Raw genomic sequence first — 26,885 nt, 5'->3', positions numbered from 1 at the left:
CCCGATGGACCAGCAACTGAAGATCGTCATTACCGGCGCCGGCGGCCGCATGGGCCGCGCGCTGATCGAAGCGGTGCTCGCCGCGCCCGCCTGCACCCTGCATGGCGCACTCGAACGCACAGGCTCGCCCTACCTCGGCCAGGACGCCGGCCTGTTTTGCGGCACGCAAACCGGCGTGGCCATCAGCAGCGACGTCGACGCGGCCCTCAAGGGCGCCGACGTGCTGATCGACTTCACCCGCCCCGAGGGCACGCTCGAACACCTCGCTGCCTGCGTGCGCCACGGCGTCAAGGCGGTGATCGGCACCACGGGTTTTGACGACGCAGGCAAGGCGGCCATCGCAGAAGCCGCGCGCGAAGTGCCGGTAGTGTTTGCCGCCAACTTCAGCGTCGGCGTCAACCTGACCTTCAAGCTGCTCGACATCGCCGCCCGCGTGCTGAACGAAGGCTACGACATCGAGATCATCGAGGCGCACCACCGCCACAAGGTCGACGCACCGTCCGGCACCGCCCTGCGCATGGGCGAGGTGATCGCCGACGCCTTGGGCCGGGACCTGAAGACCTGCGCGGTGTACGGCCGCGAAGGCGTGACCGGCGAGCGCGACCCGAACACCATCGGCTTTGCCACCGTGCGCGCCGGCGACGTGGTCGGCGACCACACCGCGCTGTTCGCCGCCATCGGCGAGCGCGTCGAGATCACCCACAAGGCCTCCAGCCGCGCGACCTTCGCCAACGGCGCGGTGCGCGCCGCCGGCTGGCTGAAAGACAAGCCAAGCGGCCTCTTCGACATGCAGGACGTGCTCGCGCTGCGCTGAGCGCCCGCCGCTACACACAAAAGCCCTGCGCAGCGCGCAGGGCTTTTTGCTGGCCAAGCCGCGGCTCAGGCGTACGCTTCGGTCGGTGCCTTGACCTCGAAATGCTCGCGCGCGTGGCCGTCAGCGTCGACGCTCTCCATGCGCACGTCGAAGCCCCACAGCCGCGCGACATGGCGGAGCACCTCGACCGCGCTGCCGCGGTCGAGCGGCCGCCGGTTGTGCATGGTGTGGCGCAACAGCAGGCTGCGGTCTCCGCGCATATTGACCGACCACACCTGGATGTTCGGCTCGCGCGAGCCGAGGTTGTACTGGTCGGCCAGCAGTTCGCGCACCTGGCGGTAGCCGCCCTCGTCGTGGATCGCCGACACCTCGAGCTTGTCGTCGCGGTCGTCATCGCGGATCGAGAACAGCCTGAAGTCGCGGATCAGCTTGGGCGACAGGTACTGCGCGATGAAGCTCTCGTCCTTGAAGTTCTTCATCGCGAAGTCGAGCGTGTCGCGCCACGGGGAACCGGCGATGTCGGGGAACCATGCGCGGTCCTCGCCGGTCGGCACCTCGCAGATGCGCTTGATGTCCTGGTACATGCCGAAACCCAGCGCGTACGGGTTGATGCCGCTGTACCACTGCGAGGTGACCGGCGGCTGCATCACCACATTGGTGTGGCTCTGCAGGAACTCCATCATGAAGCCGTCGGTGACCAGCCCCTTCTCGTACAGGCGGTTGAGCAGGGTGTAGTGCCAGAAGGTCGCCCAGCCCTCGTTCATCACCTGCGTCTGCCGTTGCGGGTAGAAGTACTGCGCGACCTTGCGCACGATGCGCACGATCTCGCGCTGCCACGGCTCGAGCAGCGGCGCCGCCTTCTCGATGAAATAGAGCAGGTTCTCCTGCGGCTCGGACGGGAAGCGCGGCGCGGCGTGCCCGTCCGCCTCGCGCTCGCGGCGCGGGATGGTGCGCCACAAATCGTTGATCTGCGTCTGCAGGTACTGCTCGCGTTCGGCCTGGCGCACGCGCTCCTGTTCGAGCGACAGCTTCTCCGGCCGCTTGTAGCGGTCGACCCCGTAGTTCATCAGCGCATGGCAGGAGTCGAGCAGATCCTCGACCGCGCTGATGCCGTAGCGCTCCTCGCACTGGGTGATGTACTGCTTGGCGAACACCAGGTAGTCGATGATGCTGGAGGCGTCGGTCCACGCGCGGAACAGGTAGTTACCCTTGAAGAAGGAGTTGTGCCCGTACGCGGCGTGCGCGATGACCAGCGCCTGCATGGTCATCGAGTTCTCCTCCATCAGGTAGGCGATGCACGGGTTGGAGTTGATCACGATCTCGTAAGCCAGCCCCATCTGCCCGCGCCGGTAGCTCTTCTCGGTCGACACGAAGTGCTTGCCGAAGCTCCAGTGGTGGTAGTTGACCGGCATGCCGACCGACGAGTAGGCGTCCATCATCTGCTCGGCAGTGATCACCTCGAGCTGGACCGGGTAGATGTCGAGGCCGTACTCGCCGAGGGCGACCTCGCGGATCGCCGCGTCGTAGCGGTCGATCAAATCGAACGTCCATTCGGAACCGCTGGAAATCGGCTTCATTTGTTCACCCCCTGCTGTTTCTTGAACAGCTCGCGGAACACCGGGTAGATGTCGGCCGCGTCGCGGATCTTCTGCATCGCGAAGTTGCGCTTGCCCTCGCGGATGCGCAGGTACTCGTACCACAGGTTCTGCGGCTCGCCCTCGGTGATCTCGATGTACGCGTAGTACTGGCACACCGGCAGCAGCGCCTCCTCGAGGATGCGCGCGCAGTTGGCCGAGTCGCTGTCCCAGTTGTCGCCGTCGGACGCCTGCGCCGCGTAGATGTTCCATTCGCTCGACGCGTAGCGCTTGTGCACGACCTCCTTCATCAGGTTCAGCGCCGACGACACCACGGTGCCGCCCGACTCGCGCGAGTGGAAGAAGTCGTGCTCGTTCACCTCGACCGCGCTGGTATGGTGGCGGATAAACACCAGCTCGATGCGGTCGTACGCGCGCTGCAAAAACAGGTAGAGCAGGATGAAGAAGCGCTTGGCCATGTCCTTCTTCTGCTCGTCCATCGACCCGGACACGTCCATCAGGCAGAACATCACCGCCTGGCTGGTCGGCTTGGGCTGCCTGACGCGGTTGTTGTAGCGCAAGTCGAACGGGTCGATGAAGGGGATCGCCGACAGCCGCTCGCGTAGCAGGTGGATGCGCCGGCGCCGTTCGCGCTCGTCCAGATCGGTGTCGGCGTCCGACTCGAGCAGGCTGTCAAGTTCCTCTTCCGCCTCGTTCAGCGACGCAAGCATCGGCGCGGCCATCGCGATGCGCCGCCCCATCGCACCCCGGAGCGAGCGCACGATATTGATATTGGCCGGCGTGCCGTCGTTGGTGAAGCCGGCGCGCACCGTCTTCATCTCGATGATGCCGGAGAGCTGGGTCTTGACCAGATTGGGCAGCGCCAGGTCGTCGAAGAACACGTCCATGAATTCTTCGCGCGACAACTCGAACGCGAAGGCGTCCTCGCCCTGTCCGTCCTGGCTTGCCTTGCCCTGCCCGCTGCCGCCGCCCCCGCCGCCACCTTGCGGGCGCGGGATGCGGTCGCCCTTCACGAATTCCTCGTTGCCCGGGTGCACATGCTCCCACACCCCGCCCTTGCCGTGATGGAACACCGGCTCCGAGGTGTCCTTCACCGGGATCGACACGCTCTCGCCACTGTCGATGTCGGTGATGCTGCGCCCCTTGACCGCCCGCGCCACCGCCTCCTTGATCTGCGCCTTGAAGCGGCGCAGGAAGCGCTCGCGGTTGACCGCGGACTTGTTCTTGCCGTTCAGACGGCGGTCGATGATATGGGCCATGCCGCTTCCTCCCCTCGTCTGGCGTTGCCGGGCGGCACCTGCCGCCCGGGCCGGCCGGTCAGGACGACTTGCGCACGCGCAGGTACCACTCGCACAACAGGCGTACCTGCTTCGGGGTGTAGCCCTTCTCGACCATGCGGTTGACGAAGTCCTCGTGCTTCTTCGAGTCCTCGACGCTCGCCTTGGCGTTGAAGGAGATCACCGGCAGCAGCTCCTCGGTGTTGGAGAACATCTTCTTCTCGATCACCGTGCGCAGCTTCTCGTAGCTGGTCCACGCCGGGTTCTTGCCGTGGTTGTTGGCGCGCGCGCGCAGCACGAAGTTGACGATCTCGTTGCGGAAGTCCTTCGGGTTGGAGATCCCCGCCGGCTTCTCGATCTTCTCCAGCTCGGCGTTCAGCGAGCCGCGGTCGAAGATCTCGCCGGTGTCCTGGTCGCGGTACTCCTGGTCCTGGATCCAGTAGTCGGCGAAGGTCACGTAACGGTCGAAGATGTTCTGCCCGTACTCCGAGTAGCTCTCCAGGTACGCGGTCTGGATCTCCTTGCCGATGAACTCGATGTACTTGGGCGCCAGGTACTCCTTCAGGAAGGTCAGGTAGCGCTGCTCGATCTCCGGCGGGAACTGCTCGCGCTCGACCTGCTGCTCGAGCACGTACAGGAGGTGCACCGGGTTCGCCGCGACCTCGCTATGGTCGAAGTTGAACACCTTGCTCAAGATCTTGTACGCGAAGCGCGTGGAGAGCCCGCTCATCCCCTCGTCGACGCCCGCGTAGTCGCGGTACTCCTGCAGGCTCTTCGCCTTGGGGTCGGTGTCCTTCAGGTTGTCGCCGTCGTACACCTGCATCTTGCTAAAGAGGCTCGAATTCTCCGGCTCCTTCAGGCGCGAGAGCACGGCGAACTGCGCCATCATCTTCAGCGTCCCCGGCGCGCACGGCGCCTTGGCCAGCGACGAGTTGTCGATCAGCTTGCCGTAGATCTGCACTTCGTCGGTCACGCGCAGGCAGTAAGGCACCTTGACGATGTAGATGCGGTCGAGGAAGGCCTCGTTGTTCTTGTTGTTCTTGAACTGCTTCCATTCGGACTCGTTCGAGTGCGCGAGGATCACCCCGTCGAACGGGATCGCGCCGAAGCCCTCGGTGCCCTTGAAGTTGCCCTCCTGCGTCGCGGTCAAGAGCGGGTGCAGCACCTTGATCGGCGCCTTGAACATCTCGACGAATTCGAGCAGGCCCTGGTTGGCCAGGCACAGGCCGCCGGAGAAGCTGTACGCGTCCGGGTCGTCCTGCGCGTACTTCTCCAGCTTGCGGATGTCGACCTTGCCGACCAGCGAGCTGATGTCCTGGTTGTTCTCGTCGCCAGGCTCGGTCTTGGCGATAGCCACCTGGCGCAATACCGACGGGTAGCGCTTGACGACGCGGAACTGGCCGATGTCGCCGCCGAACTCGTGCAGGCGCTTGACGGCCCACGGGCTGGGGATGCTCTTCAGGTAGCGGCGCGGGATGCCGTACTCTTCCTCGAGCAGGCGGCCGTCTTCCTCGGGGTTAAAGAGGCCGAGCGGCGACTCGTTCACCGGCGAGCCCTTGATCGCGTAGAAGGGCACGTTCTGCATCAGCTCCTTGAGCTTCTCGGCGATCGAGCTCTTGCCACCGCCGACCGGCCCCAGCAGGTAGAGGATCTGCTTCTTCTCCTCCAGCCCCTGCGCGGCATGGCGGAAATAAGCGACCACCTGCTCGATCACCTCTTCGGTGCCGTAGAAGTCACGGAACGCCGGATAGACCTTGATCATCTTGTTGGAGAAGATGCGCGACAGGCGGGAATCGGAGCGGGTGTCGACCAGCTCGGGTTCACCGATCGCCATCAGCATGCGCTCGGCGGCCGTGGCGTACGCGGTCCTGTCGCGCCGGCACAGCTCGAGGTATTCCTGGATGGTGTACTCTTCTTCGCGGGTACGGTCGTACCGGGCGGCGTAGTGACTGAAGATGTCCGCGGGCATGGCTCTGCTCCTTCGCTATTGACCCGGGCAGCGCGCTGCGCAATGCAACCGCGTCCCCCTTTGGCCAGATGAACTCCCTACGACTTATGTTTGGTGTTTTTTTGTGTATAGCGAGCGCGCAGAAGACAAGCAAAAAAAAAGCAACAAAAAAGCCGGCACGCGCCGGCTACTCGGGAAGGACAAGGCCGTCATTACGGCTCGCGCGAGACGATCCTCAAGCCAATATCGTACAGGTAGCCGGGCACCCACTCGTTGCAGCGGCGGACCTCGGCGTGCAGCATCAACGGCCGCGCCGCCTGAGCGCCGATGCCGGGCACCATCAGCACCACGTCGACGCGCTCGCCAAAGCACGGCACGAAGTTCGAGCGCACCGCCAGCCCGTCGACCGACAAGTCGACGCACTCGCCGTAGAAGGTCTCGCCGCTGGCGGGCACCCTGATCTTCGCCTTGCACCCCATCTTCACGCGGCGGGTGACGCGCCGGTCGCGGCGCGGGTCGACTTCAGCCATCGCGCCCGGCCTTCGCCAGATGCGCGTCCAGCCAGTAAAGCCCGACCAGCGTCTTGCTGTCGCAGATCTCGCCGCTGCCCGCCATCTGCCGCACCGTTGCCAAGGGCAGCGTGAACACCTCGAGGAACTCGCCGTCGTCCAGCGCGCGCTCGCCGGACACCAGGCCCTCGGCCAGGTAGTAGTGGATCGCCTCGTCGGAGTAGCCGATGCACGGGTAGGCGGTGCCAAGCCACGTCCAGCGCGCCGCGCTGTAGCCGGTCTCTTCCATCAGCTCGCGCCGCGCGGTCGCCTCGTGCGCCTCATCCGGGTCGATCTTGCCGGCCGGGATCTCGACAAAGGTACGCGCAAGCGGGTAGCGGTACTGGCGCTCGAGCACCAACTCCCCGTCACCGGTCAGCGCGAGCACCGCGACCGCGCCGGGGTGGCGCACGTACTCGCGGCTAGCGCGCGTGCCGTCCGGCAGGCGCACTTCGTCGCGGTTCACCCGCAGGAAACGCCCGCGGAACACTTCCGAGCCACCCAGCCTTTGTTCATCGAGTTGCACGAGTGCTCCTTCTTTTCCGTAGTTTGCCGACCAGGTACGCGCGCCAGGCAAGGCGCACCGACAGGTAGCCGATACCGCCCAGCGTCAGCCCCAGCGCCGGCACGCCAACCAGCAGCGGCCAGCCGAGCGCATGGCACCAGCGCGCGAAGTCGGCCAGCCAGCGGCCGAAATCGACACCGTGCAATACCGGCAAGGGCGCGAGGTCCATTGTAACCGCGCCATTCATATCGAGTAAGAAGCGGCCGTATTCGAAGGCCAGCCAGTAAAGCGGCAAATAGGTCAGCGGGTTGGTGTAGAGCGTGGTCAGCAGCGCGACCGGCAGGTTGACCCTGAACAACAGCGCGAGCAAGGCCGCGGCCAGCATCTGGGTCGGCCCGGGCATCAGCCCTGAAAACAGGCCGACCGCCACAGCCAGCGACACCTTGCGCCGGTTCCACGTCCAGTACGCCGGCTGCAGCAGGACAGGCGCGAACGGGCGCAACCACGGATTGGCGAGCACCTCCTCGCGACTGGGCATATGTTTATGCAGAAATTGTCGCAATTTGACCGACTCCCGTCGCGGGCAGACGAAAAAATGCGGCGCGGGGATTGCAAAAGCGGCGCCACTGATTTAAACATACGTTTGAATGCTGTTGGCAAGTACCGGCAGCGACGAACCCTCCCGGACACCGGGCGCGACACCACAAGGAGATCCAGCGAATGCCTGCCTACAAAGCCCCCCTGCGTGACTTCGACTTCGTCCTCAACGAACTGATCCGCGTTCAGGATACCATCCCGACGCTGCCTGGCTACGAAGAAGCCACCCAGGACATCTTCGCCTCCTACCTGGAGGCTGCGGCGCAGTTCTGCGAGAACGAAATCGCACCGCTGAACCGTTCGGGCGACGAGGCAGGCTGCGCGTACGACCCGGCCACCAGGAGCGTGACCACCCCGGCCGGCTTCAAGGACGCGTACCGCCAGTTCTGCGAGCTGGGCTTCACCGGTCTGGACTGCGACCCGGCCTACGGCGGTCAGGGCATGCCCAAGACCCTCGCCTTCCCGATCATGGAAATGCAGTGCTCGGCCAACGTCGCCTGGAGCATGTACCCGGGCCTGTCGCACGGCGCCTACGCCGCGATCCACGCGCACGGCACCGACGAGCAGAAGGCCACCTACCTACCGCATCTGGTCGACGGCAGCTGGACCGGCACCATGTGCCTGACCGAGCCGCACTGCGGCACTGACCTGGGCCTCCTGAAGACCCGCGCCGAACCGAACGGCGATGGCAGCTACAGCATCACCGGCACCAAGATCTTCATCTCGGCCGGCGAGCACGACATGTCCGACAACATCATCCACCTGGTGCTGGCCCGCCTGCCGGACGCGCCGAAGGACGTGAAGGGCATTTCCCTCTTCATCGTGCCGAAGTTCCACGCCGACGGTAGCCGCAACCCGGTCTCCTGCGGCGCGCTCGAACACAAGATGGGCATCAAGGCTAACGCCACCGCGGTGATCAACCTCGACAACGCCAAGGGCTACCTGATCGGCGAGCCGAACAAGGGCCTGGCCTGCATGTTCACCATGATGAACGCCGCGCGCCTGGGCTGCGGCATGCAGGGCCTGGGTCTGGGCGAAGCGTCGTTCCAGGGCGCGCTGACCTACGCCAAAGAGCGCCTGCAGATGCGCGCGCTGACCGGCGCCAAGTGCCCGGACAAGCCGGCCGACCCGATCATCGTCCACCCGGACGTGCGCCGCATGCTGCTCACCCAGAAGGCGTACACCGAAGCCGGCCGTGCGCTGACCGCGCTGCTCGCGCTGCAGCTTGACATCGAAGAGAAGCACCCGGACGCCGAAGCGCGCCAGGACGCGGCAGACCTGGTCGCCCTGCTCACCCCGGTGGCCAAGGCCTTCATGACCGACAACGGCTACACCGCGACCAATATGGGCATGCAGGTGTTCGGCGGCCACGGCTTCATCCGCGAATGGGGCATGGAGCAGCTGGTGCGCGACTGCCGCATCTCGCAGCTGTACGAAGGCACCAACGGCATCCAGGCGATCGACCTCTTGGGCCGCAAGGTGCTGCTCGACCAGGGTGCCAAGCTGCGCAAGTTCAGCAAGCAGATCCACAAGTTCTGCGAAGCGAACGCTGGCAACGAGCAACTGGCCGAGTTTGTCGGCCCGCTCTCCAAGCTCCTGAAGGAAGTCGGCGAGACCACCATGGGCATCGGCATGGCCGCGATGATGAACAAGGACGAGGCCGGCGCCGCCGCCACCGACTTCCTGCGCCTGATCGGCCACATCACCTACGCCTGGCTGTGGGCGCGCATGGCCGAAGTCGCGTACGCCAAGCTGGGCCAGGGCGACGACGCGTTCTACAACGCCAAGATCACCACCGCGCGCTTCTACTACGCCAAGCTGCTGCCGGAAGTCGAAAGCCTGAAGGCGCAGATCAAGACGGGCAGCAAGCCGCTGATGGCGCTGGACGAAGACAGCTTCGCATTCTGATCACGTCGCACAACGCCAAACCACGACCGCCCCGACCAGGGGCGGTTTTTTTGCGCCTGCTGCGCGCCCGGTTGGCGTCCTGATTAAACCAAGGTACATTGGTACATGCATACCAAGACAACAGGAGCAATATCGTGAGCGGCACCACCCCCATCCCGGTCGAGCGCGTGCAGACCGGCGTCCGCCTGGAGAAACGACTGCTCAAGGTGCTCAAGGCGCTGGCCGAACACAAGGACATGACGCTGGGCGACCTCATCGAAGGCATCGTCCTGCACGCCTTCGACGGCAAGCAGGCGTTCTCGCCCGAAACGCTCGCCGTCATCGCCCAGCTCAAGGCGATCTACGGGCTGGACCTGGACGCTTCCGCCAGCCACCGCCTGCAGGACGCAGCGGAAGATTGAGGACCCCAGACGCAACAAAGCCCGGCAGGAGGTTTCTCCCACCGGGCCTTGTTCATGCCGTCAAGCCTTACACCCCGGCCTGATGCGCCTGCTGGTCGGCGTGGTAGCTTGAGCGCACCATGGCGCCGACGGCGGCGTGGCTGAAGCCCATCTCGGTCGCCTGCGCTTCGAAGCCGGCGAACACCTGCGGGTGCACGTAGCGCAGCACCGGCAGGTGGCCGTCGGTCGGCTGCAGGTACTGGCCGATGGTCAGCATGTCCACGTCGTGCGCACGCATGTCCTGCATCACCTCGAGCACTTCCTCGTCGGTCTCGCCCAAGCCCACCATGATGCCGGACTTGGTCTTCACCTCGGGGCGTAGCGCCTTGTAACGCTTGAGGAGTTCGAGCGAGTGCAGGTAGTCGGCACCCGGGCGCGCCTGCTTGTAGAGGCGCGGCGCGGTTTCCAGGTTGTGGTTCATCACGTCCGGCGGCGTCGCGGCGAGGATCTCCAGCGCGATCTCCAGCCTGCCGCGGAAGTCCGGCACCAGCACCTCGATCTGGGTGGTGGGCGAGACGCGGCGGATTTCGCTGATGCAGTCGGCGAAGTGCTGGGCACCGCCGTCGCGCAAGTCGTCGCGGTCGACCGAGGTGATCACCACGTAGCGCAGCTTGAGCGCGGCGACCGTCTCGGCCAAGTGCTTGGGCTCGTTGGGGTCGAGCGGGTTCGGCCGGCCGTGGCCGACGTCGCAGAACGGGCAGCGGCGGGTGCAGATGTCGCCCATGATCATGAAGGTCGCGGTGCCCTTGCTGAAGCACTCGCCGATGTTCGGGCAGGTCGCCTCCTCGCACACCGTATGCAGCTTCTGCGCGCGCAGGATGTCCTTGATTTCGCCAAAGCGCTGGCCGGACGGCAGCTTGGCGCGGATCCACTCGGGCTTTTTCAGCTTCTCGTCGAGCGGCACCACCTTGATCGGGATACGGGCGGTCTTGGACGCCCCCTTGTGCTTGATGCCGGCTTCGTTGTCCTGCTTCATGAGGTCTCCAGTCGCACCTTGTGGGTGCTTTTGTCATTGCGTATCGGTTTGTTCAGTCCGCCTGCGGCACCGCCACCGGCGCGTCGATCGCGCGCTCAAGTTCGGGGAGCAGCCGCGCGGCCACCTCGTCGACGGTCGCGACCACGCCCAGTTCGCGCAGTTGGGTAACCTTGAGCCCAGCGTAGCCGCACGGGTTGATCCAGCCGAACGGCGCAAGATCCATGTCGACGTTCAGCGACAGGCCGTGGTAGACGGCACCGCCCTTGATGCGCAGGCCGAGCGACGCGATCTTGGCGCCGTCGACATAAACGCCGGGCGCGTTGACGTCGCCGTTGGCCTGGATGCCGTAATCCGCCAGCGTCGCGATGATCGCGTTCTCGATGCGCCGCACCAGCTCGCGCACGCCGACGCCCAGGCGCTTGAAGTCGATCATCAGGTAGACCACCAGCTGGCCTGGGCCGTGGTAGGTCACCTGGCCGCCACGGTCGGTGCGCACCAGCGGGATGTTGGTGTGGCGCAGCAGGTGTTCTTCCTTGCCCGCCATCCCCAGCGTGTAGACCGGCGGGTGCTCGACCACCCACAGCTCGTCCGGCGTGTTAGCCGTGCGCGTGTCGGTGAACGCCTGCATCGCCCGCCAGGTCGGTTCGTAGTCGGCAACCCCCAGTTGCCTGACCTGCCGCGTCACAGGACGATCTTGACCAGCGGGTGGCTGGTCAGCGACAGGTAGATCGCGTCGAGCTGCGCGCGGTTCTGCGCGTTGACGGTCACCGTCAGCGACAAATACTTGCCGCTCGAACTCTCGCGCACCACCACGTCGACCTCGTCGAGGTCCGGCGCATGCATGCGCACCACCTCGATCACCTGCGCATGCAGCTCCTCGTGGCGCTCGCCCATCACCTTGACCGGGAAGCGGCAAGGGAACTCGAACAGCGCGTCGGCCGGGTTATCACTCATGAATCTGTCTCCTAAACTGCGCCCTTCGCCTGGCGGCACAAGGCAGAGGGCGGCGCGAGAACGCCGCCCTGCCCGCTTACCAGCCGAGCCAGAGCTTGATGCTGTCCCACAGGCGGCTGAAGAAGCCGCCCTCTTCGATGGCGGTGAGCGCGACCACCGGCACTTCGCGCACCGGTTTGCCGTCCAGGCTGACCGTCAGCTTGCCGACGACCTGGCCCTTCTTCACCGGCGCGATCACCGGCTGCATGGTCGACAGGTCGGCCTTGAGCTTGCCGGCCTGGCCGCGCGCGACGGTCACGTACACGTCCTGGTTGAAGCCGACGCCAAGCTTGCTCTCACTGCCCTTGTACACCGGCACTTCGGACACCGCCTTGTTAGCCGCATACAGTTTGGGCGTTTCGAAGAACTGCAAGCCGTAGTTGAGCAGTTTCGAGCTTTCCACCGCGCGCGCCTCGGGACTGGCGGTGCCGACCACCACCGACACCACGCGGCGGCCGTCGCGGTGGCTGGACGCGATCAGGTTGTAGCCGGCCGAGTTGGTGAAGCCGGTCTTCATGCCGTCGACGTTGGGGTCGCGGTACAGCAGGAGGTTGCGGTTCGGTTGCGTGATGCCGTTGTAGGTGAACGACTTCATCGAGTAGATCTGGTAGTACTGCGGGAAGTCGCGGATGATCGCCGCGGCGAGGATGCCCAGGTCGTGCGCGGTGGTGTAGTGCGCGTCGCCCGGCAGGCCGGTCGAGTTCTGGAAGTTGGTGTTCTTCATGCCCAGGCGCTTGGCCTCGGCCGTCATCAGCTGGGCGAACACTTCCTCGCTACCGGCGATCGCCTCGGACAGCGTCACGCACGCGTCGTTGCCCGACTGCACGATCATGCCCTTGATCAGGTCGTCGACCTTGGCCGGCACCTTGGGGTCGAGGAACATGCGCGAGCCTTCGGTCTTCCAGCCCTTCTGCGACACCAGCAGCGTCTGCTCGGGCTTCAGGCGCCCTTCCTTCAAGGCCTTGAAGGTCAGGTAGGCGGTCATCAGCTTGGTCAGCGAGGCCGGTTCGACGCGCTCGTCCGGCGACAGCGAGGCCAGCGTCTCGCCGCTATGGAAATCGATCAGGTAGTAGGCCTTGCCGGCGATCTGCGGCGCCGGCGGGACGAAGGGAACCGAAGCGAAGGCCGGCAGCGCGAAGGTGGCTGCGACCAGCAGGGAAGTCAGTTTTTTCATCATCTGTCTTGCGTTGGAAAGCGAACCGATCGGTTCACAAAGGATCAGCCGCAGATTATACACACCCAACCGCACCGTGCAGCGCGCGAACAGCGGCCGGACCGGCAAAATCAGCCGTACAGGCCGATCCCGGGGCTTTCCCTGCCCCGCCGCTTCCTGCTAACCTGACCCTCTAAAATACATGGGCATTTCACAAAGGAAAGCAAAATGGCGGCCGACTCTCGAGACTACCTGGAACGGATCCTGACTTCGCGCGTTTACGACGTAGCGATCGAGTCGCCGCTGGACATCGCGCCCAACCTCAGCCGGCGCACCGGCAACACCCTGCTGCTCAAGCGCGAAGACCTGCAGCCGGTGTTCTCGTTCAAGCTCAGGGGCGCGTACAACAAGATGTCGCGCCTCAGCGCCGAGGAGCGCGCCCGCGGCGTGATCACCGCCAGCGCCGGCAACCACGCGCAGGGCGTCGCGCTGTCGGCCCGGCGCATCGGCTGCGAGGCGACCATCGTGATGCCCGAGACCACCCCGCAGGTGAAGATCGACGGCGTCCTGAGCCGCGGCGGCAAGGTGGTGCTCAGGGGCGAGTCGTACAGCGACGCCTACCAGCACGCGATGGAACTGGTGGCGGAAACCGGCAAGACCTACATCCCGCCGTTTGACGACCCGGACGTGATCGCCGGCCAGGGCACCATCGGCATGGAGATCCTGCGCCAGCACCCGGACGCGATCGACGCGGTGTTCGTCGCCATCGGCGGCGGCGGCCTGGCCGCCGGCGTCGCCAGCTATATCAAGCGGCTCAAGCCCGAGATCAAGGTGATCGGCGTGCAGCCGGTCGATTCCGACGCGATGCGCCAGTCGATCGCCGCCGGCCACCGCGTCGAATTGAAGGACGTCGGCCTGTTCGCCGACGGCGTCGCCGTCAAGCTGGTCGGCGAAGAGACCTTCCGCCTGTGCCGCGAACTGCTCGACGAGATCATCGTGGTCGACACCGACGCCATCTGCGCGGCGATCAAGGACATCTTCGAGGACACCCGCGCCATCACCGAGCCGGCCGGCGCGCTGGCGGTGGCCGGCGCCAAGGCGTACATCGAGCGCGAAGCCTGCCGGGGCAAGACCTTCGTCGCCATCAACTGCGGCGCCAACATGAACTTCGACCGTCTGCGCCACGTCTCCGAGCGATCCGAGCTGGGCGAGCGGCGCGAGGCGATCATCGCGGTGACCATCCCCGAGACGCCGGGCAGCTTCAAACGCTTCTGCGCGGTGATCGGCAACCGCAACATCACCGAGTTCAACTACCGCTTCGCCGACCCGAAGACCGCGCACGTGTTCGTCGGCGTGCAGATCAGCAACCGGCAGGACGCCGAGGCCATCGTCGGCGCACTGAAGGAAGCCGGGCTGGAGGGCATCGACCTCACCGACAACGAACTGGCCAAGCTGCACATCCGCCACCTGGTCGGCGGCCACGCGCCGCAACTGGCCGACGAGCGCGTGCTCAGGTTCGAGTTCCCCGAGCGCCCGGGCGCGCTCAAGCGCTTCCTCGACACCATGCGCACCGACTGGAACATCTCGCTGTTCCACTACCGCAACCACGGCGCCGACTACGGCCGCGTGCTGGTCGGCATCCAGGTCCCCGCCAGCGACAGCGAAGCGTTCGCGCGCTTTATCGACACGCTGGGCTACCCCTGTGTCGACGAGACCGACAACCCGGCGTACAAGCTGTTCCTCGGCAAGACGCTGCGCTAAGAACGTGTCCATGATCTCGCGAGCGAGGGCGAGACAAGGCGAAAACGGCTGAGAAAGCGGAATGTACAGGTCGTACATGAGCATTTCGAAACCGTTTTCAACGCCGTATCGCTGATGCGCAGCAGATCATGAACAGGTTCTAAGGATACGCGGTCGGTTACAATGGCCGCCCGTCCGCCTAAACCCGACCACGGAATACCGCATGATGCAGGCAGTCCTGTTTGACCTCGACGGCACCCTCGCTGACACCGCGCGCGACTTGGGTGGCGCGCTCAACCGCCTCCTCGCCGAAGAAGGCCTGCCGCCGCAGCCCTACGAGGCCGTGCGCCCGATCGCCAGCCACGGCGCGCGCGGGCTGGTTAGCCTCGGCTTCAACATCGACGCCACCCACCCGCGTTTCGAGGAATACCGCCTGCGCTTCCTCGACCACTACGAGGCGTGCTTCGCCGAGTCGACCTGTCTGTTCGACGGCGTTGACGAACTCATCGACGGCATCGTCGAACGCGGCCTGCAATGGGGCATCATCACCAACAAGCCGATGCGCTTCACCGACCGGCTGGTGCCCGCCCTGCCCTTCCGCCATCCGCCCGCGGTGGTGGTGAGTGGCGACACCGTCGGCGTCGCCAAACCCGACCCGCGCCCGATGCGCCACGCGGCCGGGATCATCGGTGTGGCGCCCGAACGCTGCCTGTACGTGGGCGACGCCGAGCGCGACATCGCTGCCGGTCGCGCGGTCGGCATGACCACCGTGCTCGCCGCCTGGGGCTACATCGCCGACAGCGACCGCCCCGCCGAATGGGGCGCCGACATCGAGATCCCGCGCCCCGAGGCGCTGCTCGCCCACCTGTAACGCTGGCGCTGCCCAAGCACCCGGGGTATACTGGCCTCACTTATCTGGGGCCGACCTGGTTTCGACGGGGGTTGCGAAGCGGATGAGGGCATACCGGGATTTCAGTCACCCCGTAAAACGCTGAAATGCAATAGTCGCAAACGACGAAACTTACGCTCTGGCCGCTTAATTGCGCCAGACACTGCAACGGTTCGCTGATGGGCCGGGTGGGTCAAACCACTGCAGTGTCACTTTACATCAGCTAGTCCCGAGCCGGGTTACCTGACCCGGGGCGAAACTCTAGGTAACTCGCCAATGTCCAGCCTGTCCGTCGGCGTGGCAAAGGTTAAATCCAAATGGCGAGACTAAGTATGTAGAACTCACTGTGTAGGATTTCCGGACGCGGGTTCGATTCCCGCCGGCTCCACCAAACTAGTACTTCATGACGTGTCATGAAGCCTCAAGAACCCCGAGAAATAAGCCTCTCGGGGTTTTTTATTGTCCGCTACCGTGTCATGCCGTGCCTTGACATACCGCCACCGCAGGCGGTACTTATGTCGGTAAACCCGATACCGCCAAGGCCGATACCGCCATGCCGCTCACAGATACCGCCTGCAAGAACGCCAAACCCAAGCCGGACGGGGCTCAGGCAAAGTACTCCGACGAAAAAGGCATGTATCTGCTGGTCAAGCAAACCGGCAAGTACTGGCGTCTTGACTACCGCTTCTCCGACAAGCGCAAGACACTGGCCCTAGGGGTGTATCCAGAGGTAAGCCTCAAGAGCGCCAGAGAGAAGCGAGACGAGGCGCGCCGCCTACTAGCCGAAGGTGTAGACCCGGGCGTCAACAGGAAAGTGCAAAAGGCCGCCAAGGCACTGCAAGCCGAGAACAGCTTCGAGGTCATCGCGCGCGAATGGTTTGCCAAGTACCTGCCTACTTGGACAGCCGGCCATGCAGACAAAATCATGCGCCGCTTCGAGCGGGACATCTTTCCGTGGGTAGGAAAACGCCCCATTGCACAGATCGAAGCCCCTGAACTCCTAGCCGCCCTGCGCCGCATTGAGCATCGCGGAGCCATCGAGACAGCACATCGCGCCCTTCAGAGCTGTGGACAGGTATTCCGGTATGCGGTGGCATCTGGCCGCGCCCAACGCAACCCCGCCGCTGACTTGGCCGGCGCGCTAGCCCCAGTCATCTCCACATCGTTTCCCACCATCACCAGCCCTGCCCTGATCGCCGAACTGCTCAATACCATCGACGGCTACCGAGGCTCGTTTGTGACGCAATGTGCGCTCAAGCTCGCACCCCTGGTGTTTGTGCGCCCAGGTGAACTGCGTAAGGCCGAATGGCAAGAGATCGACCTAGAGGCCGCGCAGTGGATCATCCCGGCAGAGCGCATGAAGGCAAGGGAAAAGCATATCGTCCCGCTTTCCAAACAGGCCGTGGAGACGCTACGCGAATTGCAGCCACTCACAGGGTATGGACAGTACGTTTTCCCGGGCGCGCGCACCAACGGCCGCCCGATGAGCGAAAACACCGTCAACGCAGCCTTGCGCCGCCTTGGGTACGACAAGGACACCATGACCGGGCACGGCTTCCGCCACATGGCATCCACGCTGCTAAATGAGCAAGGCTGGAACCGTGACGCCATCGAACGCCAGATGGCGCACGCGGAGAGAAACAGCATCCGAGCCACCTACAACTACGCCGAGTACCTACCAGAACGCCGCCGCATGATGCAGGCGTGGGCGGACTACCTGGACAGCCTGAAAGCCGGCGCAAATGTAACGCCGCTATTCAAAACGGCCTGACACCAGCTACCTCTGCTCACCAACAACGAACTGAAGGTTTAAGCCGTGACCAAATACATACTTGGTATCGCGCTCGTTGCCGCCCTAGTCGCGTGCGGCCTTCTGTTCCGCCGCTGGAAGCGCGCTAAAAGTCGGTACTACGCGGAGTACATCTACCCAAAATCGGGTGCCGATCTTTCGAGCGATTACGATCCCGCCGTGGAGCAATTTTACCGGGTCAACATCACCCGCCGGTTCCCGTCCAGTGGCGAATGAGAGGGCATGGCACCCGGCGTTCCTATAGCCAGTCACCCTCCGCACAAAGTATTAGTGCTTACAAATGACTACAGCTTGAACGACTAGACACCGCAGCCAAGACGCTACACGCAAAACAGACACCAGCTTTGCCACGCCTAGGCCGACGGGCCGAAGACCGGGAACCCTGCCCGGCTGGCGTGGCAATCCTCACAGGGAAGCGCAAAGGGAACGCAATGAATAGACCGTGGGAGAACGATAGCTGCGCAACGGTACAAGCATGCTATGCCGTATATCCCGTACCAGTGGCCGCGGCCTTATGGTGTGGAGTACCGCCTGACCAAGTGGATGAGGAGTTACGCCACGCAAAGCCAATTGGACAATCCAATGCTCTCAGTCGGGCAATCCTCAGACATCCATATCTGAAATGCCTTGAGCCTCGGATACGGGCAATACAAACGGCCATTGATTCAGGCGAAATCACTGCATGTCGCGAAGACGGGCGGAAGGATGATGGGCACGTTGCCTACGAACGCCGACATGTTTATGGGCTCGACTTAAAAGAGTGGGCAAAGAAAATTGCGCCAACAGAGCGACCAACTTTTTTGTTTGACGAAATCGAACGAGACGCTCACTCAGCAATCAGCGCCGACTCCTACCGTGCTCTTAAAGCTGCTCACGATGCCAAGGTGCAGCAGCTAGCTGCCGCCCATGAACGCATCCGCGAATTACACGATGCCAAAAATTCCGCGGAGGCTGAAAGAGATGCATTGCGTGTGATGGTTGAAAACCTGGGGAAGCAGGCAAAAAGCGTAGTGCAAGTGGATGACCGCTCAGAGACAAGCTACCAGCACATGGTGGCAGCTCTTCTCGACTGTATCGCGGGTAATTTACCGAATATTGAGAAGCACCCGTCATTCGAAAGTGAAGCAAAACTCATAGACAAGATCGACGACTTTTATCGTGGGTATCGTGGGCTATCCAAAAGCAACCTCTCCCGAAAATTCCCGGAGGCCAAGCGCCGGCTAAGGGAGCAGGACACGTGACCCACCAGCGGCCGAGCCTCGCCAAATCGTGGTGGGTTACGCCGCATCCTTCTGCCACCCCACCCTACCTAGTTCCGCTATTGCAGTACGGCGTGCCGCAGTTGCGGTGCGCCTCTATAGACTGATCTATTTAATACGTGTCGCAACACTTCACAAAGGAGCGACACATGCAAAGCCCGATCATCACCCTTCCCCAAACCGGTTTCGTCCGCCAGCCGCTGCTGGTGGGCGATACGCGCACTGGCACCCCAGGCGTGCTGCCTTTCTCCCCTTCCACCCTCTGGCGTCGCGTTCGTGCAGGCACATTCCCTGCACCGGTCAAACTGTCCGAGCGCGTGACCGCGTGGCGCGCTGAGGACGTGCGCCGCTGGCTGGACGAACAGGGCCAAGCGGCATAGGGGAATAGCCATGACCAAGATCATCAAAGCCGAATTTGACGGCAGCGTCATGCAATTCAATGGGGACGGCTGGTTCAATGCCACGCTGGCGGCGAACAAGTACGGGAAGCGGGTCGACCACTGGCTGGCCAATCAGGAAACAACCGAGTACATCACGGCGCTAAGTGAATCGCCAAATACCCGGAATCTCGGGAATTTGATCAAGACAAAGCGCGGCAACACTGGCGGTACTTGGCTACACCCCAAACTGGCAGTCATGTTTGCCCGCTGGCTGGATGTCCGGTTCGCCATCTGGTGCGACGAGCAGCTAGATGCCCTAGTCCGTGGCAACACCAGCGCCGACAGCTGGCAGGCCGCCCGGCACGATGCCGGCGCGCGCTTCCGGGGCGTGTGCGACATGGTGAGGCTCACCCGGATGGCCGAGGGCAAGGGCGCAGCCAAGCACCACTACATCAACGAAGCCAGGATCATCAATCTGGCACTGACTGGCAGCACAGCACCGGTCAACCGAGATGCACTGGGTAAGTCCGAGCTGCGTCTGCTGGAGCTGCTGGAAGCTCAGGATATGGTGTTGCTGGGCCGTGGCCTGCCCTACGAGGCACGCAAACGTGCGCTGGCAACCTTCGCCGCCGAGCAACGCCAGCGCCTCGCCTTGCCAGCCAATGACGCAGGGAGGGCTTCGGCATGATCGCCTTGACCCAATGCCACGACATGGCACAGAATGGCTCCGTGCCGTTCAATAGCGGCACCGAGATTGGCGTCTCGAATGCACAGGCGGACAGCCGCCACCACGCGGCATTTTTTATGTCCGTCCACAACACCATTGGTGCGTCCTTTTCTATGGCGGGCCGTGGTGGGAGAGCCGCAAGGCTCGCCGGTTCCCTGTGCGCCGGTACGCCAATCCCGCCACGTGCCTGCCACCCCCGATTGGCGTCTGGGAGCAGGTGTAAATCTGCACAGGAGGCCACCATGCCTAGCATCACCCTGCGCGCTTTTCGCGCCGTCTTCCCGCTTTCCGCTCGTACCGTCTCGACCATGCCCACGCTGGCCGAAGCCCGCGCCCTGGCTGCGCTGCTGGTGTCCATGGGCAAGCGTGTTGTCATCCAGTCCGCCGCCCAAGGCTTCACCGTTGCGGAGGTGGCCGCATGAACGCGCCTGACATCATCAACCAGCTCGATGCAGTCCGTGGCCAAATCGAAGCTGTCCGCACGGATGCCCACAACCTCCGGGCCCTGCTGGAGCGTATCGCATCGGCAGAGATCGAAGCCGAGATCAACACGGAACACGGCTATGCACTGGTTGCCGTCACCAAGCTGATGACATGCATCGTGGACGATCTGAACCAAGCGATCGACGACGCCAGCACCTACAAGCGCGCAAAACGCATGGAGGCAGCAGCATGAACGCGAAAATGCATACCGCCTCCAGCCTGCCACTGCTGGCCGAGTACCACGCCGCCCTACAACAGCGCGCGGGCTTCGATGACGCACTCGGGTTCACCGTTCCGGCTGTCAGCGCCAAAGAGGCCAGCCACCTGGAGAGCGCCGCCGCCCTCACCGCCGACGACTGCGCCGATGCCATCGAACTGCTGGCCCGCCTGATGACTCACCGCGACAGAACGGCAGGCGACGAAGAAGAAATTGTCGACCACATGCCCGGCGCTCTACGCCTGATTGGCTCCGCACTCAAGCTAGCCAACGAAATGGAGCGCACCGCCGGCTATGCCCATCAGTACCACACCGCCAAAGCCCGCCAAAAGGCGCTGACCGAGGAATAAGCCATGCATGAAAAAGACATCACCTTGACGGGTGAGGCTACCGGCTTGCCTAGAATCGCCCCCAACGCTCTGCACATGGCCGAACGGGATGGACTGATGGCGGCGCTACGCATGCTGCACACGCTGCGCTGGCATCTGGATGGACACGAATACCCAGCACACGGCAAACAGGCCGCAACGGCCTTTGCAGACAGCTTCTTCGGGGTGTTCAGCGCCTGCCTGCTGGATGCCATGACTGGCCCAAGCGCTGACGCTGTGGACGTGTTCATGGCCTCGCTGATCGAACAATGCCCGGCGCTCATTGCCGAGCTGGAAAGGGGGCTGGGATGAGCCACTACGACCATGACGAACTGGCATCGGCCCTAGCCTGCCTCGACCCGCACGACCGCGACGAGTGGGTCACGATGGCGATGGCGTGCAAGGCCGCACTAGGCGAAGACGGCTTCCCGATCTGGGACAACTGGAGCCAGGGCGCTGACAACTACCGCACCAAGGACGCCCGCGCCGTGTGGAAGTCGGTCAAAGCCGGCGGGCGGGTCACCGCGCGCACGCTGTACCACGCAGCCAAGGCCAAGGGATGGCAACCCAGCCGCCCGATCGCCCCGCCATCGCCAGAAGAACTGGCCCGCATCGAGGACGAACGCGCCGCCGCCAGGCAAGAGGCCGAAGCCCTCCAGCAAGCCCAGCGCGAGGCCGCCAAGGCCAAGGCGGCGAAGCTATGGGCGCTGGGGCGTGATGTGAGCGCGACCCACCCGTACCTAGTCAGCAAGGGCACCCGCCCCTACGGCGCGCGCCAGTTGCGCGACATGCTGCTGGTACCGCTCAGGGTGGACGGCGAGCTGGTGAACCTGCAAATCATCAGCAGCGACGGCAGCAAGCGTTTCCTGACCGGCGGCCAGGTCAAGGGCACTTCACTGGCGCTAGGCTGGCAGCATGATCCGCAAACCGTCCTGCTGTGCGAGGGCTGGGCGACCGGCTGCACGCTACAGGAAGCCACCGGCCTGCCTGTGGTGGTGGCGTTCAACGCCGGCAACCTCAAGGCCGTGGCCGAGCGTATGGCCACCAGTCTGGCGGAGACGCTTCGGGTGCTGGTGTGTGGTGATACCGACACCAGCGGCACCGGCCAAGAAGCGGCCAGCCAGGCCGCCGCCATCCTCGCGCCGCGCGGCGAAGTGGTGCTGCCCGAGTTCAGCCAGGCACAGATCGAACGCCACCAGCACGCCACGGGCAAGGCACCTTCTGACTTCAACGACCTGCACCAGCTGGCGGGGCTGGAAAGTGTCCGCGACACCATGTTGGTTCGCGTAAAAGGGGGCAAAAAACCCCATTTTGATATGTCGCCTCAAGTTTTGGAGGGAGAGAAGCCCCCTTCTGCCCTGCCTGACACCCAGAAAAATGCAAACATTCCAAAAATCGACGCGAACCACGCGAACCACGCGAACCAACCGCAAGAACCCAATAACGGCGAGGGTTCCAGCAATGGGGGGTGGTTCGCGCACACCGAAAACGCGAACGCGAACCACGCGAACCAAAACACGGACAAGCCCGCCGTGCCCTACGGCTACCTGCTCAAGCAGGATGGCAGCAGGCCGGGGGTGTACTGGCTCGATCCAGAGGGCGACAAGCCGCCGCGCTGGCTGTGCTCGCCGCTGATCGTGGACGCCAAGACGCGCGACGGCAACGGCTCGAACTGGGGCCGCTTGCTGGTGTGGTTCGACGCCGAAGGGCGCTTGCATGAGTGGGCCATGCCCGCCGAGTTACCGCACAGCGATGGCGGCGCGCTGGCGCAGGAGCTGGCCCGGGGCGGGCTGGATGTAGAGCCAGGCCGCAAAGCCCGCGAGTTGCTGACCGCGTACATCGTGAAGGCGGCCCCGCAACACTTCGCCCGTTGCACCCAGCGCACCGGCTGGCACGATGGCGTGTTTGTGCTGCACGGCGAAGTCATCGGCGCCAAAGATGGCGAGCGCGTCATCCTGCAAAGCGATCGTGACGAGTCTATCGGGATGGCCCAGGCCGGCACGCTGGAGTGCTGGCGCGATGAGGTGGCCGCGCTGGCCTCTGGCAACAGCCGCATGGTGTTTGCACTGTCGCTGGCATTCGCGGCACCGCTGGCCGAGCTCGCCAACGAATCGGGCGGGTTTCACATCGTCGGCGGATCAAGCGCCGGCAAGTCCACCGCTCTGGAGGCCGCAGCCTCTGTCTGGGGCCATCCCGCCGAATACGGGTTCAAGTGGCGCGCCACCAGCAACGGGCTGGAGGGCATGTGTGCCAGTCGAAACGACCTGCTGGTGATCCTAGACGAGCTGGCGCAGGTTGACCCACGCGAGGCAGGCGAAGCGGCCTACATGATCGCCAACGGACAAGGCAAGGCACGGTCTGACCGCACGGGGGCCATTCGTACCCCGCGCCGCTGGCGCACGCTGATGCTGTCGGCTGGCGAAATCAACCTGAGCCAGCACATGCGCGAGGCCGGCAAGCATGCCCGTGCCGGGCAGGAGGTGCGCTTGATCGACATCGCCGCCGATGCGGGCGCAGGGCTTGGGCTATTCGATACGCTGGCGGGCTCCGCATCAGGCGCGGACTTGTCCATGGCGTTCAAGCGGAACGCGGCACAACACTATGGCCACGCTGGCCGAGCCTTTCTGCGCCGTGTTGTGGAAGATCGCGCAGCTGTGCTGGCCGCCATCCGTGAGGGCCGGGACAGCATCATTGCTGAGGACGTACCCAGGGGGGCAGCCGGGCAAGTGTTGCGCGCTGCCGGGCGCTTCGCTCTGGTGGCCGTAGCCGGGGAGTTGGCAACCGCATACGGCCTGACAGGCTGGCCGCCAGGTGAAGCCATGCATACAGCGGTGCGCTTGTTTCATGAGTGGCTGGCCGCTCGCGGAGGGGCTGGTGATGCCGAGGTCACCAACGGCCTGCTGTCGGTGCGTGCGTTCATCGAACAGCACGGCGAAAGCCGGTTCACCCCTTGGGACGCTGACCCAGAAACGGCGGCCAGGACGATCAACCGCGCCGGTTTCCGCCGCACACAGGATGACGGCTTGAACTACTACGTGCTGCCGTCCGTGTTTCGGGGCGAGCTGTGCAAAGGCTTCAACGCCCCGACGATAGCCCGCGCGATGGTCGACAAGGGCTGGCTCAAGACACAGCGAGAGGATCGCTGCACCTACGCGGCAAAGCTGCCCGGCATGGGCAACAAAAAGACCGAGGTGTACTTGATTGGCCCGGCGATTCTGGAGGACGCAGCATGAAGCTGTCTTTCGTTCCGTCGGCCAGCACCGAAGCCGCTAATGTGGTTCGCGTGGTTCGCGTTGCGCAAAACACCGAACGCGAACCAACTGCAAACGATGAAACCCTTACGGGACAAGGCTTGCAGCCGCTGGTTCGCGTGGTTCGCGTGGTTCGCGTAGAAAATAGCAATGTTTGCAAAAACACGGGCGACAGCACACGCGAACCTGGCCCGCCACCGCGCAACGTCCTGCAATTCAGGCTGGACAGCAGCAAAGGCGGCAATGCCGGCGGCACGGTGATTGCCGACGACGACCTGACATCGCTGGTGTTAGAGCTGGTGGCACGCTACGGCCAGCGCCTTGACCTCGACGACTTGACCGAGCGCGTGCGCGAGCGCTTCGCCATCGTGGCCGAATCAGCACCAGACGCCGAGGCGCTGCGCGTTGCCTTAGCAGAAGCCGAAGCCGTGATACTGCGAACGATGACCCGCTGACCCGAACCCCGCCGAGCGCGGGGTTTTGCTGACTGACGGTAGAGAAAAGTACAGGTCATGGGCTAGGGAAAACTAGGGATCGAACTACACAAAACTATACGTCGCTGGCCGACTACATCGACCATGAGCACGGCCTCTACGCCGCGCAAAGGTACTTTCTGTGCGCCCGCCCTATACGGGTAGGGCAGGCGCGAGACTTCACTAGCCGGTTAACTGAATAGCTAACTTAACTGTTCACAGTTAACGCCGAGGTTAACGCCTGCCCCCCAAAAAAGGCCGGCAATGTTTCCGCGAAGTTTCCAGCCTGCCGGCAAAAAGGCAGCGGGCGAAGTTAGCACCAGAGTTAGCGCCGCCCGGGCAAAAAGGCGTGACTAGGGCACGGAACCCGAGGAGCACGGGCTGGTTGCAGGGCTGGTTGCAGACCGACAGGCAAAAAGCGACACGCCGAGCACACCTAGACCGCGTTAATGCGGGGATTGGTGCGCGCAAATGATCCGCACCAAGCCCGCCGACCTGATGCAATTTCCGTAGTCCAGCGCGCGCGAGAGCGGGCCCACACCAGCCGCCGAGCTTCACACCGATGGTGGAGGCCCGGACCAAGGCCAACCCGGTAGTTTCTTGAGTCCAAAAAGTGGCCGGCACTGGCAAGCCCAAGTCCACACCGTGCCGAATTTTGCGCGTCCATAAAAAGGGGCATCGAGCAGAAGCACCGGCTGCCGCCGTGATGACGCAATGACACACCATAAAAAGGTGGCTGGGGTGGGGGTATGGCAGAAACCTTGTGGCCGGCCCCTTGTAGACCGCTCTTCCTCCCATGCGCAGAAAAAATCCCAGGCGCCACAAACAATCAAATGGGAACTGTTCGCAAATCCGCGCTGGACAAGGCTTTCAGGGGCATTTGATTTACTCCAGAACCTCAGTTTGTGGGGCATCGGTGGTGGGGCTGGTCGAAAGTCGAGCTGATGGCCGCCGATGACCGCCCGCTCCCCTCGCCTTGCACAAACGTGGACAAAAAAACCGCGCGCAATGCCCGCCAAGGCCACGAAATCGACGCCTGCCGCGAGATCGCCGCACTGGACGACCATGTGCATGTTGGCATCGCCTCGACGCTACAGCGCGCGCATCCGGCAATTGCTGACGCCTGACGATTGCCGAGCGGATCAGCGAGCGGTTTCAGTGGCGGCACGGCTCCAACCAGCATGAGGCAAGAGGAGCCAGAAATATTTCCGGCCCCTCTGACAATGGCGATACCCGCGACCTCGCCACCACCAACCAATATCGCCCAACACGGGGCAGCAAGAATCCGGAGACGGTATTTTTGACGGTATTTCATAAAAAAAAACGACAGGAACCCTTATCTGGCAATGCTTTCAAGCGTCTATGTGATAGACGCCGGCTCCACCAGACACCAAACCCAACCTGCCCCGGTTGGGTTTTTTCTTGCCTGCAATTCCGCTCTCGGCGCGGCACCAGCCCCTCGCACTTTTACCCTTCCGAAGTCGCTGTCACAAGCAAGAACTCAACTTTTTGCACCTGAGGGGACTTCCAGCATCCAGAAATCCTGATTTTGGCGTGGATACAGACGCCTGCATATCCACAGCCAGATGGGTAAGAAATCTGTTTCCCTTCTCCTCCCCATTTCGCGAGAGTGTCGATGATGGTGAAAGCACAACACCCAATTGACATGTTACTGCTCGGTACGTAGGCTGCAATACTGTACACGCAGCACATCCAGTAAGCCGGTGGCGCGACAACCCCATCTGGCTGTGTACTTTCAGGCACTGGCAACCCCAATGGCTTGCAAAACAATGATAAATGCACATATCCTACCGAGATATACACACAGACAAACCAAATATACACCTGCACAGGTGTATATCTCACGGTTTGTTTAAAGGAGAGTTATGAGCTTGCAGATGGATATTTCTTTTACGTGTAAATGTGGTGAGCATGTAGAAGACGTAGTTGATGTTCAAGATCCAGACTTTTCTGCAGAAAAAATAATGACAGCCAGACAGATTCCTGGCAGGAAGTGTATTGCCCTTCTTGCGACGCGGAATACACGATACAGGTTACAAACACCTTTTATGGCGCAATGGCTTCCATAAATTACGGCGATGTTGAAGTGAGCTATGGAATGCCGTACCACCCAGAAGATGAAAGTGATGAGCTTTACTGGTATATCGCAAGTAAGACACATCATGAAATCCTGCAGAATCACCTAAAAAGCGTACGAGTTCTTCTTGAAGTAGAGGTTCCTGTAGACACGCTTTTTAGTTTGCGGGTAATGCTGCATGGACACGTAGTATCAGCAATTGAAGGCTATCTCGCAGGAACTTTTATTCATAAAGTTACAAATTCAGAAGAGCTTACGCGAAAGCTTGTCGAAACAGACCCTGAATTTGCGACACGAACGTTTTCACTAAGAGCCGCTAACAAAACTTGTCGATAAATCGCAGGCAGATCAAGGAGCAGGCCAATTTGAGCAAGGCGTAATGGGTATCAAGTCGTCGTTCGAAACGGATGCGCAGTTTACCGAAGCCAGCAAGCCA

At 63.1% G+C, this 26,885-nt stretch carries 27 protein-coding genes, 1 other RNA gene and 2 pseudogenes; 19 read left to right on the top strand and 11 right to left on the bottom strand.

The window, feature by feature from the left end:
* The first annotated feature begins 4 nt into the window (after positions 1 to 4).
* Positions 5 to 814, top strand: a complete 810-nt coding sequence (gene dapB, locus GZH52_RS06805) for a 4-hydroxy-tetrahydrodipicolinate reductase (protein ID WP_163315739.1) — start codon at positions 5 to 7, stop codon at positions 812 to 814.
* Positions 815 to 879: 65 nt separating this feature from the next.
* Here the strand turns inward: dapB and GZH52_RS06800 are convergent, their stop codons facing one another.
* The 6 genes from GZH52_RS06800 to GZH52_RS06775 form a co-directional block, all read right to left on the bottom strand.
* Positions 880 to 2,391, bottom strand: coding sequence for a SpoVR family protein (locus tag GZH52_RS06800; RefSeq protein WP_163315738.1), 1,512 nt, complete (start codon positions 2,389 to 2,391; stop codon positions 880 to 882).
* The gene (locus GZH52_RS06795) at positions 2,388 to 3,668 is read right to left on the bottom strand and encodes a YeaH/YhbH family protein (protein ID WP_163315737.1); all 1,281 of its coding nucleotides are present in this window, start codon (positions 3,666 to 3,668) and stop codon (positions 2,388 to 2,390) included. The genes GZH52_RS06800 and GZH52_RS06795 overlap by 4 nt, the downstream gene beginning before the upstream one ends.
* A gap of 58 nt (positions 3,669 to 3,726) precedes the next feature.
* Positions 3,727 to 5,655 (bottom strand): PrkA family serine protein kinase, encoded by a 1,929-nt coding sequence (locus tag GZH52_RS06790; protein WP_163315736.1) that lies wholly within the window; start codon positions 5,653 to 5,655, stop codon positions 3,727 to 3,729.
* Between the two features lie 191 nt (positions 5,656 to 5,846).
* Positions 5,847 to 6,164, bottom strand: a complete 318-nt coding sequence (locus GZH52_RS06785) for a PilZ domain-containing protein (protein ID WP_163315735.1) — start codon at positions 6,162 to 6,164, stop codon at positions 5,847 to 5,849.
* Positions 6,157 to 6,708, bottom strand: coding sequence for an NUDIX domain-containing protein (locus GZH52_RS06780; RefSeq protein ID WP_163315734.1), 552 nt, complete (start codon positions 6,706 to 6,708; stop codon positions 6,157 to 6,159). The genes GZH52_RS06785 and GZH52_RS06780 overlap by 8 nt, the downstream gene beginning before the upstream one ends.
* Positions 6,695 to 7,225: a DUF2062 domain-containing protein gene (locus GZH52_RS06775; protein ID WP_163315733.1), complete on the bottom strand. Its 531-nt coding sequence runs from the start codon at positions 7,223 to 7,225 to the stop codon at positions 6,695 to 6,697. Before GZH52_RS06775 ends, GZH52_RS06780 begins: the two co-directional genes overlap by 14 nt.
* A 182-nt stretch (positions 7,226 to 7,407) precedes the next feature.
* Between GZH52_RS06775 and GZH52_RS06770 the strand changes: the two genes are divergently transcribed.
* Positions 7,408 to 9,192 carry an acyl-CoA dehydrogenase C-terminal domain-containing protein gene (locus GZH52_RS06770; RefSeq protein WP_163315732.1) on the top strand — a complete coding sequence of 595 codons (1,785 nt, stop codon included), beginning with the start codon at positions 7,408 to 7,410 and terminating at the stop codon, positions 9,190 to 9,192.
* 134 nt (positions 9,193 to 9,326) lie between these two features.
* A complete protein-coding gene (locus tag GZH52_RS06765; RefSeq protein ID WP_349290643.1) occupies positions 9,327 to 9,593 on the top strand; it encodes a hypothetical protein in 267 nt (88 codons plus the stop codon).
* A gap of 67 nt (positions 9,594 to 9,660) precedes the next feature.
* On the opposite strand, the gene lipA is transcribed toward GZH52_RS06765, so the two are convergent.
* From lipA to GZH52_RS06745, 4 genes are all read right to left on the bottom strand, one after another.
* Positions 9,661 to 10,608, bottom strand: coding sequence for a lipoyl synthase (lipA, locus tag GZH52_RS06760; RefSeq protein WP_163315731.1), 948 nt, complete (start codon positions 10,606 to 10,608; stop codon positions 9,661 to 9,663).
* 52 nt (positions 10,609 to 10,660) lie between these two features.
* The gene (lipB, locus tag GZH52_RS06755) at positions 10,661 to 11,293 is read right to left on the bottom strand and encodes a lipoyl(octanoyl) transferase LipB (RefSeq protein WP_163315730.1); all 633 of its coding nucleotides are present in this window, start codon (positions 11,291 to 11,293) and stop codon (positions 10,661 to 10,663) included.
* Positions 11,290 to 11,562, bottom strand: a complete 273-nt coding sequence (locus GZH52_RS06750; protein ID WP_163315729.1) for an HP0495 family protein — start codon at positions 11,560 to 11,562, stop codon at positions 11,290 to 11,292. Before GZH52_RS06750 ends, lipB begins: the two co-directional genes overlap by 4 nt.
* A gap of 76 nt (positions 11,563 to 11,638) precedes the next feature.
* Entirely contained in the window at positions 11,639 to 12,775 is a 1,137-nt protein-coding gene (locus GZH52_RS06745; RefSeq protein ID WP_136552842.1) for a D-alanyl-D-alanine carboxypeptidase family protein, read from the bottom strand.
* 207 nt (positions 12,776 to 12,982) lie between these two features.
* On the opposite strand from GZH52_RS06745, the gene ilvA reads away from it, so the two are divergent.
* The 16 genes and pseudogenes from ilvA to GZH52_RS16660 all read left to right on the top strand — a co-directional run bounded on the left by ilvA (position 12,983) and on the right by GZH52_RS16660 (position 26,785).
* Entirely contained in the window at positions 12,983 to 14,515 is a 1,533-nt protein-coding gene (gene ilvA / locus GZH52_RS06740) for a threonine ammonia-lyase, biosynthetic (protein ID WP_163315728.1), read from the top strand.
* 202 nt (positions 14,516 to 14,717) lie between these two features.
* The gene (locus GZH52_RS06735) at positions 14,718 to 15,365 is read left to right on the top strand and encodes an HAD family hydrolase (RefSeq protein ID WP_163315727.1); all 648 of its coding nucleotides are present in this window, start codon (positions 14,718 to 14,720) and stop codon (positions 15,363 to 15,365) included.
* A 46-nt stretch (positions 15,366 to 15,411) separates the two neighbouring features.
* Positions 15,412 to 15,774: a transfer-messenger RNA gene (gene ssrA, locus GZH52_RS06730) on the top strand.
* A 162-nt stretch (positions 15,775 to 15,936) separates the two neighbouring features.
* Entirely contained in the window at positions 15,937 to 17,154 is a 1,218-nt protein-coding gene (locus tag GZH52_RS06725) for a tyrosine-type recombinase/integrase (protein ID WP_163315726.1), read from the top strand.
* A 45-nt stretch (positions 17,155 to 17,199) separates the two neighbouring features.
* Entirely contained in the window at positions 17,200 to 17,409 is a 210-nt protein-coding gene (locus GZH52_RS06720) for a hypothetical protein (RefSeq protein ID WP_163315725.1), read from the top strand.
* Between the two features lie 323 nt (positions 17,410 to 17,732).
* A complete protein-coding gene (locus tag GZH52_RS06715) occupies positions 17,733 to 18,434 on the top strand; it encodes a hypothetical protein (protein WP_163315724.1) in 702 nt (233 codons plus the stop codon).
* Positions 18,435 to 18,601: 167 nt separating this feature from the next.
* Positions 18,602 to 18,832, top strand: coding sequence for a helix-turn-helix transcriptional regulator (locus tag GZH52_RS06710; protein ID WP_163315723.1), 231 nt, complete (start codon positions 18,602 to 18,604; stop codon positions 18,830 to 18,832).
* 10 nt (positions 18,833 to 18,842) lie between these two features.
* On the top strand, positions 18,843 to 19,520 hold the full coding sequence (locus tag GZH52_RS06705; protein WP_163315722.1) for a KilA-N domain-containing protein: 678 nt from the start codon (positions 18,843 to 18,845) through the stop codon (positions 19,518 to 19,520).
* A gap of 281 nt (positions 19,521 to 19,801) precedes the next feature.
* A complete protein-coding gene (locus GZH52_RS06700; RefSeq protein WP_163315721.1) occupies positions 19,802 to 19,981 on the top strand; it encodes a hypothetical protein in 180 nt (59 codons plus the stop codon).
* Positions 19,978 to 20,235: a hypothetical protein gene (locus GZH52_RS06695; RefSeq protein WP_163315720.1), complete on the top strand. Its 258-nt coding sequence runs from the start codon at positions 19,978 to 19,980 to the stop codon at positions 20,233 to 20,235. Before GZH52_RS06700 ends, GZH52_RS06695 begins: the two co-directional genes overlap by 4 nt.
* Positions 20,232 to 20,609, top strand: coding sequence for a hypothetical protein (locus tag GZH52_RS06690; RefSeq protein WP_163315719.1), 378 nt, complete (start codon positions 20,232 to 20,234; stop codon positions 20,607 to 20,609). Before GZH52_RS06695 ends, GZH52_RS06690 begins: the two co-directional genes overlap by 4 nt.
* Before the next feature lie 3 nt (positions 20,610 to 20,612).
* A complete protein-coding gene (locus tag GZH52_RS06685) occupies positions 20,613 to 20,939 on the top strand; it encodes a hypothetical protein (RefSeq protein WP_163315718.1) in 327 nt (108 codons plus the stop codon).
* A pseudogene (locus tag GZH52_RS06680) lies at positions 20,897 to 23,005 on the top strand (DUF927 domain-containing protein); the annotation flags it as partial. The gene GZH52_RS06685 and the pseudogene GZH52_RS06680, both read left to right, overlap by 43 nt.
* A gap of 851 nt (positions 23,006 to 23,856) precedes the next feature.
* The gene (locus GZH52_RS06675) at positions 23,857 to 24,333 is read left to right on the top strand and encodes a hypothetical protein (protein ID WP_163315716.1); all 477 of its coding nucleotides are present in this window, start codon (positions 23,857 to 23,859) and stop codon (positions 24,331 to 24,333) included.
* Between the two features lie 962 nt (positions 24,334 to 25,295).
* Positions 25,296 to 25,478, top strand: coding sequence for a hypothetical protein (locus tag GZH52_RS06670; protein ID WP_163315715.1), 183 nt, complete (start codon positions 25,296 to 25,298; stop codon positions 25,476 to 25,478).
* A gap of 950 nt (positions 25,479 to 26,428) precedes the next feature.
* Positions 26,429 to 26,785, top strand: coding sequence for a hypothetical protein (locus GZH52_RS16660; protein ID WP_203525656.1), 357 nt, complete (start codon positions 26,429 to 26,431; stop codon positions 26,783 to 26,785).
* Here the strand turns inward: GZH52_RS16660 and GZH52_RS06660 are convergent.
* Positions 26,766 to 26,885 (bottom strand): annotated as a pseudogene (locus GZH52_RS06660) (IS5/IS1182 family transposase); the annotation flags it as partial. The gene GZH52_RS16660 and the pseudogene GZH52_RS06660 sit on opposite strands and share 20 nt — an antisense overlap.

Source organism: Crenobacter caeni, from assembly GCF_010435965.1.
Classification (GTDB): Bacteria; Pseudomonadota; Gammaproteobacteria; order Burkholderiales; family Chromobacteriaceae; genus Craterilacuibacter; species Craterilacuibacter caeni.
Note: the sequence above shows the minus strand (reverse complement) of the source record. Positions and strands in the feature narration are given on the sequence as shown.

Coding starts and splice junctions, on each gene's coding strand:
- dapB (WP_163315739.1), top strand. CDS start 5: ATGGACCAGCAACTGAAGATCGTCATTACCGGCGCCGGCGGCCGCATG.
- GZH52_RS06800 (WP_163315738.1), bottom strand. CDS start 2,391: ATGAAGCCGATTTCCAGCGGTTCCGAATGGACGTTCGATTTGATCGAC.
- GZH52_RS06795 (WP_163315737.1), bottom strand. CDS start 3,668: ATGGCCCATATCATCGACCGCCGTCTGAACGGCAAGAACAAGTCCGCG.
- GZH52_RS06790 (WP_163315736.1), bottom strand. CDS start 5,655: ATGCCCGCGGACATCTTCAGTCACTACGCCGCCCGGTACGACCGTACC.
- GZH52_RS06785 (WP_163315735.1), bottom strand. CDS start 6,164: ATGGCTGAAGTCGACCCGCGCCGCGACCGGCGCGTCACCCGCCGCGTG.
- GZH52_RS06775 (WP_163315733.1), bottom strand. CDS start 7,225: ATGCCCAGTCGCGAGGAGGTGCTCGCCAATCCGTGGTTGCGCCCGTTC.
- GZH52_RS06770 (WP_163315732.1), top strand. CDS start 7,408: ATGCCTGCCTACAAAGCCCCCCTGCGTGACTTCGACTTCGTCCTCAAC.
- lipA (WP_163315731.1), bottom strand. CDS start 10,608: ATGAAGCAGGACAACGAAGCCGGCATCAAGCACAAGGGGGCGTCCAAG.
- GZH52_RS06750 (WP_163315729.1), bottom strand. CDS start 11,562: ATGAGTGATAACCCGGCCGACGCGCTGTTCGAGTTCCCTTGCCGCTTC.
- GZH52_RS06745 (WP_136552842.1), bottom strand. CDS start 12,775: ATGAAAAAACTGACTTCCCTGCTGGTCGCAGCCACCTTCGCGCTGCCG.
- ilvA (WP_163315728.1), top strand. CDS start 12,983: ATGGCGGCCGACTCTCGAGACTACCTGGAACGGATCCTGACTTCGCGC.
- GZH52_RS06735 (WP_163315727.1), top strand. CDS start 14,718: ATGATGCAGGCAGTCCTGTTTGACCTCGACGGCACCCTCGCTGACACC.
- GZH52_RS06725 (WP_163315726.1), top strand. CDS start 15,937: ATGCCGCTCACAGATACCGCCTGCAAGAACGCCAAACCCAAGCCGGAC.
- GZH52_RS06710 (WP_163315723.1), top strand. CDS start 18,602: ATGCAAAGCCCGATCATCACCCTTCCCCAAACCGGTTTCGTCCGCCAG.
- GZH52_RS06705 (WP_163315722.1), top strand. CDS start 18,843: ATGACCAAGATCATCAAAGCCGAATTTGACGGCAGCGTCATGCAATTC.
- GZH52_RS06700 (WP_163315721.1), top strand. CDS start 19,802: ATGCCTAGCATCACCCTGCGCGCTTTTCGCGCCGTCTTCCCGCTTTCC.
- GZH52_RS06695 (WP_163315720.1), top strand. CDS start 19,978: ATGAACGCGCCTGACATCATCAACCAGCTCGATGCAGTCCGTGGCCAA.
- GZH52_RS06690 (WP_163315719.1), top strand. CDS start 20,232: ATGAACGCGAAAATGCATACCGCCTCCAGCCTGCCACTGCTGGCCGAG.
- GZH52_RS06685 (WP_163315718.1), top strand. CDS start 20,613: ATGCATGAAAAAGACATCACCTTGACGGGTGAGGCTACCGGCTTGCCT.
- GZH52_RS06675 (WP_163315716.1), top strand. CDS start 23,857: ATGAAGCTGTCTTTCGTTCCGTCGGCCAGCACCGAAGCCGCTAATGTG.
- GZH52_RS06670 (WP_163315715.1), top strand. CDS start 25,296: ATGGCCGCCGATGACCGCCCGCTCCCCTCGCCTTGCACAAACGTGGAC.
- GZH52_RS16660 (WP_203525656.1), top strand. CDS start 26,429: ATGGCTTCCATAAATTACGGCGATGTTGAAGTGAGCTATGGAATGCCG.